We start from the raw sequence: 15,437 nt of genomic DNA on the forward strand, positions 1-15,437 counted from the left end.
AAACCCCAGCTTTTGGCTGGGGTTAACTAAAAAGTTTTATTGCTTTATTTTTATTTAAGCTTACACTATTCGTTCATTGTAAGTAAGAACTCTTCGTTATTCTTAGTTTGTTTCATACGCTGTTCTATAAACTCCATAGCTTCAACAGGGTTCATATCAGCAAGGTATTTACGTAAAATCCACATACGCTGAACAGCTTGTTCGTCTAACAATAAATCATCTCGTCTAGTGGAAGAAGAAATTAAATCAATAGCTGGGAAGATTCTACGGTTAGATATTCTTCTATCTAACTGTAACTCCATATTACCAGTTCCTTTAAATTCTTCAAAAATAACTTCATCCATTTTAGAACCTGTCTCAGTTAAAGCAGTTGCGATAATAGATAATGATCCACCGTTCTCAATATTACGAGCTGCTCCAAAGAAACGTTTAGGTTTGTGCAATGCGTTGGCATCAACACCACCAGAAAGTACCTTACCAGAGGCTGGTTGTACGGTATTATAAGCTCTAGCTAAACGTGTAATAGAATCTAATAGAATAACAACATCATGCCCACATTCTACCAATCGTTTTGCTTTCTCAATTACTATGTTAGCAACACGTACATGTTCTGTTGCTTCTTTATCAAATGTTGAAGCTACTACCTCTCCGCGTACGTTACGTTGCATATCAGTAACCTCTTCTGGTCGTTCATCTATCAACAAGATAATTTGATATACTTCGGGGTGGTTGGCAGCAATAGCATTTGCAATGTCTTTTAAAAGCATTGTTTTACCCGTTTTTGGTTGGGCAACAATCATACCTCTTTGGCCTTTTCCTAAAGGAGAAAATAAGTCAATAATTCGGGTAGAAAGCGTACTCTGCTTATCTGCCAAATTAAATTTTTCTTTTGGGAATAATGGCGTTAAATGCTCAAAAGAAACGCGGTCTCTAACTACTTGTGGATCTAAGCCATTAATCTTACTTACTTTAATTAGAGGAAAGTATTTCTCCCCTTCTTTTGGGGGTCTAATATTACCTAAAACTGTATCGCCAGTTTTTAATCCAAATAACCTAATTTGTGATTGGGATACATAAATATCATCTGGTGAAGAAAGGTAGTTGTAATCAGAAGAACGTAAAAAACCATAGCCGTCAGACATAATGTCTAAGACACCTTCACTAGTGATAATACTGTCAAATTCGTATTCTGGTTCTTTGTAACGATTCTTTAAATCTTTATCGTAGTTATTGTTTTTTTCACGCTTGGTATTGCGATTATTTTGTTGATTTCTACGATTACTCTGATGACCTTTTGGATTGTTTCTATTGGTGTTGTTGTCAGAAGAATTATCATTCTTCTGTGGTCTGTTGTCATGACTTTTGTTGGCTTGACCTTTATTATCTTGACTTTTCGGGTCTTGACTTTTTGGGTCTATACTTTTTGAGTCTTGATTTTTTGGTTCACTACTTTTATTGTCGTCGCCGCTATCATCCTTTCTTTGGTTTCTAGGGGTTCTAGTGCGTTTGGGCTTGTCTTCTTTCGGAGCAGGTGTTGCCTTAGTGTTTTTAGCGTCAGCATTTTCTACTTTCGCTTCTTCTACAGCAGCTTCTACTTTTTTGGGATTTGAAGCTTGAACGTCTAAAATTTGATAGACTAAATCAAGTTTTTTTAGTGATTTGAACTTAGGTACGTTCAATTCTTTTGCAATTTCATGCAACTCAGCTAATTTTTTAGCTTTTAGAGCGGATATCTCGAACATTAATCAGTAAGAATAAATTAAACTAGTTGTTAAGAGTTTATTTAGAAGTAAACTTTTGGTTGTTGTTACTATTGGGAAAGAAATCCCGAGGTAAGTGTTTAACCTTTACGCTGCAAGTATACAAATTATTTTTTAACAAGAAGGGTCATTTGTCGAAAAGAGGTTTATTTTTGCACTCTAATTTAATGATTGTATAATGATACAGCGTATACAAACGTTATATCTGGCCATAGTAATTGTTTTGAATGCGGTTTTACCATTCTTTGTAAATCTATGGGTTGAGACTGAAAATGGTGAGATTTTTGCCAACAATGAACTAGTAATTTCTATAGTTTTTTACGCAATTGCAGTTCTGGCTTTACTTTCAATTTTCTTGTTTAAAAAGAGACAAAATCAATTTGTATTAAACAGATTGAACCTTATAGTTAATCTTTTTTTACTAGGATTTTTCGTTTACCGGTCGCTAAATTTATCCGGAGAGACGGCGGTTTCTGAGAAGGGTATTGGGATGCTGATTCCTGTATTTTCTATCGTTTTTCTATCCCTGGCAAACAGGGCTATCAAAAAGGATGAAGATCTTGTAAAATCTGTTGATCGTTTGCGTTAAACCTAACATCTTAGTAGTATTAGTGCAAAAAGCCCCTGATTTCAGGGGCTTTTTTGTTTTTAGAGTTTAATTCGCAAACCATAGGTAGCTAATTTATATCCTTCCATTAGTACTTCTTGGTAAGCTTTGCTTTGCTTATTAAGCAAAGGATTGGTATGATTAAAGTGGGTAAAATAAATTTTGGATTTCTCAACTTTAGAAAGCTCTTTAAAAAGTTCCATGCTTTCAATTACAAAAGGATGAGGTATTTCAGATATAGCCCTGTTATTGATTTCTTCACCACTATAAAAGGTGGCATCTATAAAAGCGTAATCTACCTTTTTAATTTCTTCTACAATAGAACTCTCCCATTTAGCCCATTTATCAATGTCTGGAATAAAAAGAACTGTTTTGTTTGGGCCGTAAACTTTATAACCTATAGTTTCTGAAAATTCATCTCTATGTGGAACTAAAAAAGGTTCTACTGTTAAAGCATTGGTAAGTTGAATTTTAGTATTTGCAGCTAGTGGATGTAAGTTCATATTATTTAAAGAGACAAGCTGACTCCAAGGGCCATTGTTTTCTAAAAAGTGTTTCATTTTTGGCATGGCATAAACCGGTACATTTTTAGCACCTAAAGCTTCTCTTCCTAAATACATTAAACCAGTATAATGGCCAATATGAGCATGAGTGAGAAAAATACCATTAGGGGTGTTTAAATTACCTTCTAAGTGTTGTTGTAGTTGCTGCAATTGGGCGCTAAAATCTGGGGTAGCTTCAAACAGATAGGTTTTTTGATTAGTACTATCTAAGATACCTAAAGAAACCACTTTGCGAGTTGGGTCTGGATTTTCAAATAATAAAGTACAGCAACTTTTACTACACCCAATATGAGGACTACCTCCGTCTTGTAGGGTACCCAATACGATAAGAGAAACATTAGATTCTTGAGCGAAGCCAGAAAAAATAATTAATGATGATAGGATTGCTACTAGTTTTTTCATCTTTTACCCAATTCAATTACCTCTAAGTTGCTAATATTTTCTTTATCAATTGTAAATCGTAGCATGGTTCGCACTTGATGAAAACCATGTTTACCACAAGCACCTGGATTCATGTGCAATAGCCCTAAACTTTTATCATTCATCACTTTTAATATATGTGAGTGACCGCAAATAAAAAGTCGTGGAGGGTTTTTCTTGATTTCATCTTTTACCCGAATGTTGTATTTGTGGGGATATCCACCAATATGGGTAATCCAAACATCTACTCCTTCACAAAAAAACCGATTGTGCTCCGGAAATTCTTTTTGAATATTGTGGTCGTCTATATTACCATAAACGCCTTTTAAGGGTGCAATTTTTTTAAGTTTATCAGTAACGGCAAGATTCCCAATATCACCTGCATGCCAAATTTCATCAGCTTGTTTTGCGTATTTTAAAATGGTGTTATCAATATAACTATGCGTATCAGAAAGCAATAATACTTTTGTCATAACGCTAAAAATATGCTAAAGTAACCGTACACCAAAGGTCTTTTTTTTGTTTAAGGTATCTTTGGCACTTCTCATAAATTAAACTTTTTTGAGGTACTTTATAGAACTGTCATACGATGGAAAGTGTTATCATGGCTGGCAACGGCAGCCCAATGCAAACACAGTTCAGCAAGTTTTAGAAGAAGCACTATCTACATTGTTAAGAACAAACATGCAAGTGGTTGGTGCTGGTAGAACAGATGCTGGTGTACATGCCAAACAATTGTACGCCCATTTTGATTATGAAAATGCTATACTTTCAGAACAATTGGTTTATAGGTTAAATGCTTTTTTACCAGAAGATATTGCCGTAATCAACATTAGAAAAGTAAATTCAGAAGCTCACGCCCGTTTTAATGCCACAGCAAGAAGCTATGATTATTGGGTAGTGCAACAAAAGAATCCTTTTTATAAGGATAGTGCTCATTTAGTTAGAGAACAATTAAATGTAAAGGCTATGAATGCTGCTTCAAAGCTTTTGGCAACCTACACTGATTTTGAGTGTTTTTCTAAATCAAATACTGATGTAAAAACCTATTTGTGTAGCATTAGCAAAGCAGAATGGAAAATTTCAAATGATAAATTGATATTTACCATAACCGCAGACCGTTTTTTGCGAAATATGGTTAGAGCCATTGTGGGTACCTTACTTGAAATTGGCTTAGAAAAGAAACCTGTAGCATGGATTCATGAGGTTATAAAAAGCAAAGACAGGGGTAAAGCTGGGGTTTCAGTGCCTGCAAAAGGGCTATATTTGACAAAGGTAGATTACCCAGAAGAAATTTTTATATGAGTGCAGAGAAAGACATGGGCAAAGCCTTTGACTATAGGCTTTTTAAAAGGGTGTTTAATAGAACAAAGCCGTATAAGAGTGTACTTTTTACTACTGCCTTAAGTGCAATATTACAAGCAGGTTTTGCGATTGCAATTCCTTTGCTAGTTAGAAAGATAGTTAATGAGGCAATTACAGATAAAAATGAGGCGCTTCTTTTGACTCTGATTATCGCTATGCTGGGCGTTTTAATAGGCCAAGTTGTTTTTCAATTGCTCTTTACGTATTTCGCAAATCTTTTAGGCGAATCAGTTATAAAAGATATTAGAATTGAATTGTATCAAAAAATATTAGGTTTTAAAATGACCTATTTTGATAAATCTTCTCTTGGGGTTTTGGTAACCAGAGCCGTTGCAGATATGCAACGTATTGGAGAAATTTTTAGTCAAGGTTTCTTTGTAATCGTAGCAGACCTCTTAAAAATGTTAGCAGCCATAGTAGCCATGCTTATCATTGATTGGCAAATGGCGGTAACCGTATTTGCTATTTTACCATTGATTTTGTACGCCACCAGGCTTTTTCAAAAAGCAATGAAAGCTGCATTTACAGAGGTGAGAGCACAAGTGTCTAATCTAAATAGTTTTGTTCAAGAGCGAATTTCAGGAATGAAAATTGTTCAGCTTTTTAATAGAGAAACTTTAGAAAAAGAAAAGTTTAGAGTAATTAATGAAAAACATCAGAATGCTTGGTTAAAAACAGTTTGGTACAATAGTATCTTTTTTGCGGTGGCAGAATTGTTAGGAGCGGCTGCTACAGGTTTAGTGGTGTATTTTGGTTTAATGCAGAATTTAGGTTTAGGAGCAGACACCAACGTGGGTAGCATTGTAGCTTTTTTCTTTTTTGTTGATTTATTGTTTAGACCACTACGCCAAATTGCTGATAAATTTAATACTCTACAAATGGGTATGGTTGCAGCAAATAGGGTATTTAAAATTTTAGATACTGATAGCCAGATACCAAATGAAGGTCGTGTTGTAAAAGAATTAATTCAAGGTTCCATAGAATTTAAAAATGTACGATTTGGTTATTCAGAAAATGAAGAAGTACTTCATGGAATTTCATTTAAAGTAAATAAGGGGGAAACTGTTGCTATTGTTGGTGCTACTGGCGCTGGTAAATCAACCATAATCAATCTATTGAACAGATTTTATGAAATTAATTCGGGAGAAATTCTGATAGATGGTGTTGCTATTAAAGATTATCAATTAGAAAATCTGAGGTCTCATATTGCAATAGTTTTACAAGATGTATTCTTATTTGCAGATACCATTGCTAACAATATTTCGCTTAAAGATGAAGCGGTAACGGTTACCGAAATTGAGGCTGCAGCCAAACAAATAGGGGTGCATGAATTTATTTCAAGTTTACCTGGTGGGTATACCTTCAATGTAAAAGAAAGGGGTACTATGCTTTCTAGCGGGCAACGCCAATTAATAGCATTTTTAAGAGCATATGTAAGCAACCCAAGTATATTAGTTTTAGACGAAGCTACATCTTCAGTAGACACCTATTCTGAGCAATTAATACAACAAGCTACAGATAAAATAACAGAAGGTAGAACCTCCATTATTATAGCGCATAGATTGGCAACAATTAGAAAAGCAGATAAAATTCTTGTGATGGATGCGGGTCAAATTGTAGAAATGGGTAATCATCGCGAGTTACTTGAGCAAAAAGGATATTATAGAGATTTATACGAAGCTCAGTTTATGGCAGAAGAAATGGTTTAACTCCCTTGTGCTTCTTTAGCAGCTTTTATTTGTTCCAAAAATTCTGGTTGTGTAAACATGTAAATTGAAATTCCCACGGTGAAGATTATAAATAGTACCATTAGAATACATAAGAACAACAGTGTTTTCAAGACTAAAGATTGCCAGTTCAAATTAAATAGTCTTTTGAACATGTACACGTAATAGGCCACATAGCCTACAAGGCTTAGCTGAGAAACAATCATCAGTACTTTTGAATTAAAAGAACTCAAGAGATAAAGTGTATTCACAATAATAGACATATGTGAATACGCGTAGAGGTTAATTACAAAATGTTCGCTTAGATTATATTTTTTGCGGTTCCAAAAAACTACTCTAGAAATAACCACTAAAAAGGGGATAGAAGCAAGGTAAAAAATGTTTTGATATTCGTACATAGCCTCCACCCATTTTTTAACTTGAGGCATTATTGCATTTTGTGCAGCAGCAGAATCAGCACCAGCAGCCATTTGTCCTGCGTTTGTTAATTCTATTAAATCCTTCTTCATAAAAATAAGTAGTAGTCCACCTAAGGTCAGGGCAATAGTAAAATAGGATATAGGGTTCATATATTTTTTACGAACACCTTCTATATATCCAGAAATAACAATTTCAGGTTTTTTAAATAAGTCAATAAATGTTTTTAAAAAAGTATTATCCACGTTGAAAAACCGTTCAGCAAGGTCATACCAAAGATTTTTAAAGGTGATTCTATTGCGTATAACTTTAGCTCCACAGTCAGGGCAGTAACTATAATCTGTTCTTAAGCTGTTTTCACAATTTTTACATTGCATTAACTCATATCTTTTTTAATGGTTTGGGTAAGTTCTTCAAGATTTTTATAAAGAACAAATTCGCCATTTTTAATGTAAGAAATCATTCCTGTTTCTTCACTCACCACCAAACAAATAGCATCTGTTTTTTCTGTTATGCCAATGGCAGCACGGTGTCTTAGGCCATAGCGTAATGGTATATTACGCTCATTAGAAACTGGCAGAATAACACGTGTTGCAGTTATAAAATTATCTTGAATTATTGCAGCACCATCATGCAATGGACTGTTTTTGTAGAAAATACTTTCAATAATGGGTTGCGTTATTTTAATACTCATTTGGTCCCCCGTATTTTTTACAAAATCTAGACTATTGGTGCGTTCAATAACCAGAATAGCACCAGTTTTGCTCATACCCATGTTTTTACATGCGCCAATAACTGCATCAATATCAACATCAGTAGGCATGGCTTCTTGTTTTAAAAACTTAAAGTGTTTAGCAAAACTCCGTTTAGAAGCAAAGTTTGTAGAGCCAATGAGCAGTAAAAATTTGCGAATTTCTTGTTGAAAAACAATGATTAAGGCAATTAATCCAATATTCATAAAACCGCCAACAACACTGCTAATCATTTTCATTTGAAGTAGTTCAGTTAGTTTCCAAAGCACCCAAACAATAACAATTCCAATAAAAATATTAATAGCAACGGTACCTTTTACCAACTTGTACACGTAGTAAAGTAAAATTGCTACGAGAACTATATCTATAAAATCGGTAACCTTAAAATCTAGGAAGTTGAGAAAATCCATCAGTGTAAAAATAGAAAAATGCCTCTTAGCATTCAGCGTTTTTTAATTGGGTTACTATCTTAATACATTCATGAGCTTCTTTTACATCATGTACGCGTAATATATTTGCTCCATTTAATAAGGCAATTGTATTAGCTGATGTGGTAGCATTTAAAGCCTCTTTGGCCGAGATTTTTAAAGTTTTCCATAACATAGATTTTCTGCTTAGCCCAACTAATAGAGGTTTGTCTAGGTTAGAAAAGAAACTTAAATTTTTTAGTAAACAGAAGTTTTGCTCCGCAGTCTTAGCAAAACCAAATCCTGGGTCTATAATTACATCGTTTATTTTGTGTTTTACGGTATGTTCAATTTTTTTTGATAGCTCAAAAAAGATGTCTCTTATTAAATCATCATAAGACGTTTTCTGAGCCATGTTTTGCGGGTTTCCGCGCATATGCATTAGAATATAAGGTACTTGCAATTCAGCAATAGTTGAATACATGCTCGAATCTAAATCACCTCCAGAAATATCATTTACCATTGCTGCACCAGCTGCAACCGCTTTTTTAGCTACTTGGCTTCGAAAAGTGTCCACAGAAATTAGTAGTTTAGGATGGTGTTTAAGTACTAATTCAATAATGGGTATAACTCTATGTAATTCTTCGTCTATAGAAATATCGGTTGCACCGGGTCTTGAGCTGTACCCCCCAATATCAATAAAAGTAGCACCATCGTTTTGCATAACATCAATCTGATTTAGTACAGATTTTTCGTCCTTATATTTACCTCCATCATAAAAAGAGTCAGGGGTTAAATTAAGAATACCCATAACTTTGGGTTCTATAAAATCAACTAGTTGTCCTTTACAATTTATTGTCATGGGTTTCCGTATATTTGACAGGTGCTTTGAGGCACCTTAGTTGACGAAATTACGATATTCCAACACGACTACATGCAGCAAACCTTAACCGAGTACGATGCAATTATAGAGCAGTGTAGGTCACTGTTTTATAAAAAGGGTAAAGATTATGGTACCGCTTGGCGAATACTTCGACTTCCATCTTTAACAGACCAAATATTTATTAAAGCACAACGCATACGCGGATTGCAAAAAAATACAGAGCAAAAGGTAGATGAAGGGCAGCAGCCAGAGTTTATAGGTATTATAAACTATGCAATAATGGGTCTTATTCAGTTAGAGAAAGGCGTTGTTGAACAACCTGATATTGATATTGAAGAGGCTTTACAATTATACAATGAACAAGTTGAAATTACCAAGCAACTTATGATGGATAAAAATCATGACTATGGTGAAGCGTGGAGAGATATGAGGGTAAGTTCATTAACAGACCTTATACTGCAAAAAATATTACGTGTAAAGCAAATTGAAGATAACCAAGGTAAGACATTGGTTAGTGAGGGTATTGCGGCAAATTATCAAGATATGGTCAATTATGCGGTTTTTGCCTTAATTCATTTAAATGAGAACAAATGAAATATTTAGTAGGTTTTTGTCGGGTTTTTGTAGGTGTTCTTTTCATCATTAGCGGTTTAATAAAACTAAATGACCCCTTAGGATTTTCATTCAAACTTGAAGAATACTTTAGTCAAGGTGTTTTAGACTTACCATTTTTAATGCCTATCGCCCTAACTATTTCATTCATTGTAGTTGTTATTGAAGTCGTACTTGGGGTGATGTTGTTGCTAGGACTCTGGCGTAAGTTTACCGTTTACAGTTTGTTAGCAATGATTGTCTTTTTTACGTTTTTAACGTGGTATTCAGCTTACTTTAATAAAGTTACAGATTGTGGTTGTTTTGGAGATGCCGTTAAACTTACCCCTTGGGAGTCTTTTACCAAAGACGTTATTTTACTAGTTCTAATTTTAGTGCTTGTGTATGGCGTTAAATACATAAAACCTTTGTTTAATCAAAAAGTAACTTTAGTAATACAAGGTGCAACTTTACTAGCGTGCATTTGGTTTGGTTTTCATGTGCTTAACCATTTACCAAGCAAAGATTTTCGCCCCTACAAAATTGGAGCAAACATTCAAGAAGGTATGGAGATACCCGAAAATGCACCGCAGCCCGTATATGAATATGCATGGCAATTCAAGGTAAATGGAGTAGATAAAATAGTGACTACAAATGGGGAGTATCCTACAGTTGAGGACGGAGAATTTATAGATGTAGAAACAACATTAATTCAAGAAGGTTATGAACCTCCGGTACACGATTTTACTATTGAAAAAGAAGGTGAAGATTTTACAGCGGAGTTTTTAGAAGAGCCTAAGTTACTAATGGTTATTGCTTATGATTTAGCTAAAAGTGAATTAGAAGCTTTTGCTGAATTAAAACCACTGGTTGATACGGCAAAGAAAAACGGTTACAACGTAATTGGTATGTCAGCCTCTAGTAATAGTCAAGGTGAAGCAATAACAAAAGAATATAACCTAGATTTTGAGTTTTATTTTACAGATGAAACTACCCTTAAAACAATAATCAGGTCAAATCCTGGGGTAATGGTTTTAAATAAAGGAACTATTACCCAAAAGGTACATTATAACGATTTAGATAACATCAACTTATAACAAAGAACCAATTAAAAGAAACAACATGAGGTCTAAAATAGTAGCAGGTAACTGGAAAATGAATAAAAATTTAACTGAAACAGAAGCACTTGTTTCTGAGTTAGTTGCAAAAGTACCAGATACCACTGCAGAAGTGATTATTGCCCCAACCTTTGTCAATCTACAATCGGCTGCAAAGCATGTGGAAAATAGCATTATTCAAGTAGCAGCACAAAACATGCATTTTGCTGATAATGGTGCATTTACTGGTGAAATATCAGCGGAAATGTTAAAAGATATCGATGTAGATATTGTAATTCTAGGGCATTCAGAAAGACGTTCTCATTTTGGTGAAACAGATGATTTACTAGCTAAAAAAGTAAATCAAGCCATAGAAAAAGGCATGCGTGTTATCTTTTGTTTTGGTGAAGAACTTGAAGACAGAAAATCTGGTAACCACTTTAATGTAGTAGCCTCCCAATTGAAAAACGGACTGTATGCTTTACCAGCAGAAGCTTGGAGTAAAATTGTGCTAGCATATGAGCCTGTTTGGGCTATAGGAACTGGTGAAACAGCCTCACCTGAGCAAGCTCAAGAAATGCATGCATTTATTAGAAAAGAAATAGAAGAAGCTTACAATTCAGGTATTTCAGAAAAAGTAACCATTTTATATGGGGGTAGTGTTAAACCTAATAATGCTGAAGAAATCTTTTCGCAACCAGATGTTGATGGTGGCTTAATTGGAGGAGCATCGCTTAAGTGTGATGACTTTACGGCTATAATAAAAGCAATCTAATATTTACCATTTGTCAGACTACCTAGAATACAACTTTACCATAAAACCTCTTGAGCCAACCAGAGAAATTCTAATGGCTGAACTTTCAGAGTTGGGGTTTGAGAGTTTTGTGGAAACCGAAAACGGAATGTTAGCCTATGTTTTAGGTAGTTCTTTTGATGATTCAAGAATTAAGAAGAGCTATATATTTCAAAGTAATGCATCGGTAATCTCTTGGACAACAAAAGCAATAGCGCAACAGAATTGGAATGCAGAATGGGAACGAAGTTTTCAGCCAATTAAGGTAGGTGATTCTTGTATGGTTAGAGCACCGTTTCACCCAAAAGAAGCGGTTACTTACGATATTATCATAGAGCCAAAAATGAGTTTTGGTACAGGTCATCATGAAACTACACACATGATGTTAGCCCATATTTTAGCTCATGATTTTAAGAAAAAAACGGTTTTAGATATGGGGTGTGGTACCGGAGTATTAGCAATTCTTGCTGCTATGAAAGGTGCTTCAAATGTAGATGCAATAGATATAGATGAGTGGTGTTATTTGAACTCCATAGAAAATGTAGAAAGAAATAATTGCGATTTTATCAAAGTATTTCAAGGTGATGCCTCACTTTTAGGGGCAAAAAAGTACGATGTGGTTTTAGCGAATATTAACCGTAACATTCTTTTAGAAGATATTCCTGTTTACAGTTCCATTTTAAATCCAGACGGTCATTTATTCTTAAGTGGGTTCTATACAGAAGATTTAGCTATAATATCCTCAAAATGTGAGGAGCATAATTTGTATTTTGAAAAAAATCTAGAAAAAAATAACTGGATATCAGCAAAATATGTATTTTCGAGATAAATGAAGTAGATAATGGGTTTACAAGAAAAATTTCAGGAAGACCTTTTATTGGAGGAGGAAACAGTTGACGTAAATGAGATTGTACTCTATAATGATGATGTAAATACGTTTGATCACGTAATTAATACGTTAATTTCGGTTTGTGAACACTCCCCTCAACAAGCAGAACAATGTTCTTTAATTGTTCATTATAAAGGTAAATGCACTGTAAAAACAGGCGAGTACAATGATTTAAAACCGCGTTGTTCCAAGCTTTTAGAAGCAGGGTTAAGTGCTGAAATTGTTTAATATAAATTAATTTTTCCTGAACGAAATTTCTTATTTTTATAGATAAAGAAAATTCTTGTGAAAATTGGTTCTCTGTTAAGTTGCTTTTTTTTTGTTTTTTTAGGACTAAAAGCGCAAGAAATACCTCCCATAACCTATTATTCTCCCCAACATTATAAAGGTGAAAATCAGAATTGGGCTATTTCACAATCAAAAGAAGATTTACTTTATTTCGCAAATAACGAAGGTTTATTAGAGTTTAATGGAAATAAATGGAGTCTATATAAGGCTCCTAATAACACCATTATACGTTCAGTTAAAGTTGTAGCCGATAGAATTTACACGGGCTGTTACAGAGAGTTTGGTTATTGGCAAAAAAACAATTTTGGTAAATTAGCGTATACTTCACTATCAAAAGAAATAGAGAAGACCCTAGATGATGAGGAGTTCTGGAATATTTTGCATGTAGATAACTACATCCTATTTCAATCTAAAAAAAGAATATATACATATGATTTAATCAATGACTCTTTCAACATCATTGATGCGCAATCATCATTTCCAAAACTATGGTACGTTGACGGGCAAATCTATTTTCATATTACTAATGAAGGAATTTACACCTTAACTTCTGGTAAAAAAGTTAAAGTTTTTAATCAAAATCCATTAACAGAGGATGAAGTAATTACTTTTTATCAAGATGCCGAAAGTTTTGTTTTTCTAACCCGGAATCAAGGTTTTTTTAGAATAAAAAATGATAGAGTTCAAAAATGGCAAACAAGCCTTGATAACGTTTTAGAGGAAACATCTGCCTATAGTGCAATTAGGTTAAAAGATAACAGCCTAGTAATAGGAACAATTTCAAATGGCTTACTTATACTTGATGATAATGGTGAGTTAGCGTATCATATCAACGAAAAAAATGGTCTTGCCAACAATACAATTTTATCTCTTTTTGGAGATTCAGAGAATACTATTTGGATAGGGCAAGATTACGGTATTAGCAGCTTTAATTTAAATTCTCCGGTTAGAATTTATAACGATAATTACGGAGATATTGGTAGTGTTTATGCTTGTTTAGTTTACAAAGACAATTTATATATAGGTTCTAACCAAGGTCTCTTTGTAAAACCAATAAATTCAAATCAGAATTTTAATCTTATTAAAGGCACTAAAGGTCAGGTTTGGAGTTTAGAAATGATTAATGGACATCTATTTTGTGGGCATCATTCAGGTACTTTTTTAATCAACGGTGATCAGGCAAAAAAAATCCTAGATGTTCCAGGTACTTGGACCATAAAAAAAATTGAGAATAATCAAAAGTTATTGATTCAAGGTAATTATGATGGTATTTATGTTTTAAGTAATGAAGAAAATACCTGGAAACTTAGAAATAAGATTGAAGGGTTTAATAATTCTGCAAGATTTGTTGAACCATTGGCAAATAAGATTTTTGTGAACCATGAGTATAAAGGGTTGTTTGAGTTGATTGTTGATGATGAATATAAAAGAGTAAAAACTAGTAAAGTAGATACTGCTCTTCGGGGGCATAATTCGGCAATAACTAATTATAAAAATCAAATTCTTTTTGCGTACCATAAAGGAGTCTACAAATATGACTATAGCGAATCAAAATTTTCAAAAGATGGCGTGCTGAGTACACTATATGATAAAGAGGAATTTACCTCTGGTAAAATGATTGTAGAAAATAATCGTTTGTGGTTTTTTACCAAAAATCAATTGATTAATGTGCAAACACAAAGCTTAGGTGAAGCGCCTGTAATTCATAAGTTTCCATTTAACGCGGATATAAGAGATGCCATTGCAGGCTATGAAAGTATTGCACCACTCTCACAATCAAATACCTATATTCTCGGCAAAGGAACTGGCTTTATTACGCTAAACTTAGAAAGAGAAATTTATGACAATGGTTCAGCCAAAATTGCCCAAATATTCAAATATTCAAAGCTGGAACCAGCCAATAAAAAAGAGCCACTATCTTTAGATGAAGAAGCACAATTAAAGAAAGACGAAAACAGTCTTTTGTTTAGCTTATATACGGCACAATACCCTAGTCATATAAAACCTCAATATCAATATCGACTTCTTGGGCAATACCCAAATTGGAGTAATTGGTCAGAACAATCTGAAATATCATTTGATAATTTGCCCTATGGAGAATACGAATTTCAAGCACGTTCTAAAATGGGGACAAAAATCTCCAACAAACCCGTAAGTTATAAGTTTACAATTGAAACACCCTGGTATGCTTCAATAACTATGAAAATTGTTTATTTAATTCTTGGTGTTTTAGGTATACTGTCTTTAAATTTTTTCTATAGAAATAGATTTAGAAAGAAGCAAGATAAGGTGGTTAAAGAGGCTAACCGTAAAATGCAATTAGAGAAGGTTAAAAACGAACAGGAACTTATAACACTGAAAAATCAACAATTAAATGAACGGTATAGAATGAAAAGTAATGAATTAGCTGCTTCTACCATGAGTTTAATTAGAAAAAATAATGTGTTAAAAGAAGTCAAGAACAAATTACAAGACTCCTACAAAGATGCTGATGAACTTATACAAGTATATAGACTTATAGATGATAGTTTAAGCAAAAATGATGATTGGGAGTTATTTAAAGAGGCATTTAATAATGCGGATAAATTGTTCTTAGGAAAGTTAAAAGAAGCACATCCAAATCTAACTCCAAACGAGATTAGACTTTGCGCGTATCTACGATTAAATTTAACATCAAAAGAAATAGCTCCTCTTTTTAATATTTCGCCAAGAAGTGTAGAGGTAAAACGTTACCGCCTGCGTAAAAAAATGGGCTTAGTTCATGATAAAAACTTGGTAGACTATATTTTAAGTCTATAAATCAACACTACAAACCAGAAAATTCACCACAACATTACCTATACATTAGCTAATTATACTACCAAAATTAGCAAGTGGA

The 15,437-nt window shown here is 33.8% G+C and carries 15 protein-coding genes; 9 read left to right on the top strand and 6 right to left on the bottom strand.

The features are described 5' to 3' along the window. Nucleotides 1-65: 65 nt before the first annotated feature. On the bottom strand, nt 66-1,742 hold the full coding sequence (rho, locus tag H5V42_RS12695) for a transcription termination factor Rho (protein ID WP_185783548.1): 1,677 nt from the start codon (nt 1,740-1,742) through the stop codon (nt 66-68). Between the two features lie 196 nt (nt 1,743-1,938). Here rho and H5V42_RS12700 point away from each other — a divergent pair, with 196 nt between their 5' ends. Then, the gene (locus H5V42_RS12700) at nt 1,939-2,349 is read left to right on the top strand and encodes a DUF4293 domain-containing protein (protein ID WP_185783549.1); all 411 of its coding nucleotides are present in this window, start codon (nt 1,939-1,941) and stop codon (nt 2,347-2,349) included. Between the two features lie 59 nt (nt 2,350-2,408). Here H5V42_RS12700 and H5V42_RS12705 read toward each other — a convergent pair whose 3' ends face one another. Together H5V42_RS12705 and H5V42_RS12710 are read right to left on the bottom strand one after the other, a co-directional pair. After that, nucleotides 2,409-3,332: an MBL fold metallo-hydrolase gene (locus H5V42_RS12705; protein ID WP_185783550.1), complete on the bottom strand. Its 924-nt coding sequence runs from the start codon at nt 3,330-3,332 to the stop codon at nt 2,409-2,411. Beyond that, nucleotides 3,329-3,823 (bottom strand): metallophosphoesterase family protein, encoded by a 495-nt coding sequence (locus H5V42_RS12710; RefSeq protein WP_185783551.1) that lies wholly within the window; start codon nt 3,821-3,823, stop codon nt 3,329-3,331. Before H5V42_RS12710 ends, H5V42_RS12705 begins: the two co-directional genes overlap by 4 nt. A gap of 88 nt (nt 3,824-3,911) precedes the next feature. Here H5V42_RS12710 and truA point away from each other — a divergent pair, with 88 nt between their 5' ends. Both truA and H5V42_RS12720 read left to right on the top strand, forming a co-directional pair. Next, the gene (gene truA, locus H5V42_RS12715) at nt 3,912-4,655 is read left to right on the top strand and encodes a tRNA pseudouridine(38-40) synthase TruA (RefSeq protein ID WP_185783552.1); all 744 of its coding nucleotides are present in this window, start codon (nt 3,912-3,914) and stop codon (nt 4,653-4,655) included. After that, entirely contained in the window at nt 4,652-6,424 is a 1,773-nt protein-coding gene (locus H5V42_RS12720) for an ABC transporter ATP-binding protein (RefSeq protein WP_185783553.1), read from the top strand. Before truA ends, H5V42_RS12720 begins: the two co-directional genes overlap by 4 nt. Here H5V42_RS12720 and H5V42_RS12725 read toward each other — a convergent pair. Genes H5V42_RS12725 through folP form a run of 3 tightly spaced genes read right to left on the bottom strand, consistent with a single transcriptional unit; the run spans nt 6,421 to nt 8,880 of the window. Further along, nucleotides 6,421-7,236, bottom strand: coding sequence for a DUF3667 domain-containing protein (locus tag H5V42_RS12725; RefSeq protein ID WP_185783554.1), 816 nt, complete (start codon nt 7,234-7,236; stop codon nt 6,421-6,423). The genes H5V42_RS12720 and H5V42_RS12725 overlap by 4 nt on opposite strands. Next, on the bottom strand, nt 7,236-8,021 hold the full coding sequence (cdaA, locus tag H5V42_RS12730) for a diadenylate cyclase CdaA (protein WP_185783555.1): 786 nt from the start codon (nt 8,019-8,021) through the stop codon (nt 7,236-7,238). The genes H5V42_RS12725 and cdaA overlap by 1 nt, the downstream gene beginning before the upstream one ends. A gap of 25 nt (nt 8,022-8,046) precedes the next feature. After that, nucleotides 8,047-8,880: a dihydropteroate synthase gene (gene folP / locus H5V42_RS12735; RefSeq protein ID WP_185783556.1), complete on the bottom strand. Its 834-nt coding sequence runs from the start codon at nt 8,878-8,880 to the stop codon at nt 8,047-8,049. Nucleotides 8,881-8,952: 72 nt separating this feature from the next. On the opposite strand from folP, the gene H5V42_RS12740 reads away from it, so the two are divergent. The 6 genes from H5V42_RS12740 to H5V42_RS15355 are packed head-to-tail and all read left to right on the top strand — an operon-like array spanning nt 8,953 to nt 15,358. Continuing rightward, the gene (locus H5V42_RS12740; protein WP_185783557.1) at nt 8,953-9,495 is read left to right on the top strand and encodes a DUF1599 domain-containing protein; all 543 of its coding nucleotides are present in this window, start codon (nt 8,953-8,955) and stop codon (nt 9,493-9,495) included. Continuing rightward, nucleotides 9,492-10,589, top strand: coding sequence for a BT_3928 family protein (locus H5V42_RS12745; RefSeq protein WP_185783558.1), 1,098 nt, complete (start codon nt 9,492-9,494; stop codon nt 10,587-10,589). The genes H5V42_RS12740 and H5V42_RS12745 overlap by 4 nt, the downstream gene beginning before the upstream one ends. Nucleotides 10,590-10,614: 25 nt before the next feature. Beyond that, entirely contained in the window at nt 10,615-11,364 is a 750-nt protein-coding gene (gene tpiA / locus H5V42_RS12750; RefSeq protein ID WP_185783559.1) for a triose-phosphate isomerase, read from the top strand. A 10-nt stretch (nt 11,365-11,374) separates the two neighbouring features. After that, complete coding sequence (gene prmA, locus H5V42_RS12755) at nt 11,375-12,211, top strand: 50S ribosomal protein L11 methyltransferase (RefSeq protein WP_185783560.1); 837 nt, start codon at nt 11,375-11,377, stop codon at nt 12,209-12,211. Nucleotides 12,212-12,223: 12 nt separating this feature from the next. Then, on the top strand, nt 12,224-12,499 hold the full coding sequence (locus H5V42_RS12760) for an ATP-dependent Clp protease adaptor ClpS (protein WP_185783561.1): 276 nt from the start codon (nt 12,224-12,226) through the stop codon (nt 12,497-12,499). Between the two features lie 57 nt (nt 12,500-12,556). Beyond that, nucleotides 12,557-15,358, top strand: a complete 2,802-nt coding sequence (locus H5V42_RS15355) for a helix-turn-helix and ligand-binding sensor domain-containing protein (RefSeq protein ID WP_185783562.1) — start codon at nt 12,557-12,559, stop codon at nt 15,356-15,358. The last annotated feature ends 79 nt before the right edge of the window (nt 15,359-15,437 follow it).

The sequence above is a fragment of the Croceivirga lutea genome, assembly GCF_014235875.1.
Lineage (GTDB): Bacteria > Bacteroidota > Bacteroidia > Flavobacteriales > Flavobacteriaceae > Croceivirga > Croceivirga lutea.

Bases quoted from the DNA above. Each gene is read 5' to 3' on its own strand.
- rho (WP_185783548.1), bottom strand. From the start codon at position 1,742: ATGTTCGAGATATCCGCTCTAAAAGCTAAAAAATTAGCTGAGTTGCAT.
- H5V42_RS12700 (WP_185783549.1), top strand. From the start codon at position 1,939: ATGATACAGCGTATACAAACGTTATATCTGGCCATAGTAATTGTTTTG.
- H5V42_RS12705 (WP_185783550.1), bottom strand. From the start codon at position 3,332: ATGAAAAAACTAGTAGCAATCCTATCATCATTAATTATTTTTTCTGGC.
- H5V42_RS12710 (WP_185783551.1), bottom strand. From the start codon at position 3,823: ATGACAAAAGTATTATTGCTTTCTGATACGCATAGTTATATTGATAAC.
- H5V42_RS12720 (WP_185783553.1), top strand. From the start codon at position 4,652: ATGAGTGCAGAGAAAGACATGGGCAAAGCCTTTGACTATAGGCTTTTT.
- H5V42_RS12725 (WP_185783554.1), bottom strand. From the start codon at position 7,236: ATGCAATGTAAAAATTGTGAAAACAGCTTAAGAACAGATTATAGTTAC.
- cdaA (WP_185783555.1), bottom strand. From the start codon at position 8,021: ATGGATTTTCTCAACTTCCTAGATTTTAAGGTTACCGATTTTATAGAT.
- folP (WP_185783556.1), bottom strand. From the start codon at position 8,880: ATGACAATAAATTGTAAAGGACAACTAGTTGATTTTATAGAACCCAAA.
- H5V42_RS12740 (WP_185783557.1), top strand. From the start codon at position 8,953: ATGCAGCAAACCTTAACCGAGTACGATGCAATTATAGAGCAGTGTAGG.
- H5V42_RS12745 (WP_185783558.1), top strand. From the start codon at position 9,492: ATGAAATATTTAGTAGGTTTTTGTCGGGTTTTTGTAGGTGTTCTTTTC.
- tpiA (WP_185783559.1), top strand. From the start codon at position 10,615: ATGAGGTCTAAAATAGTAGCAGGTAACTGGAAAATGAATAAAAATTTA.
- H5V42_RS12760 (WP_185783561.1), top strand. From the start codon at position 12,224: ATGGGTTTACAAGAAAAATTTCAGGAAGACCTTTTATTGGAGGAGGAA.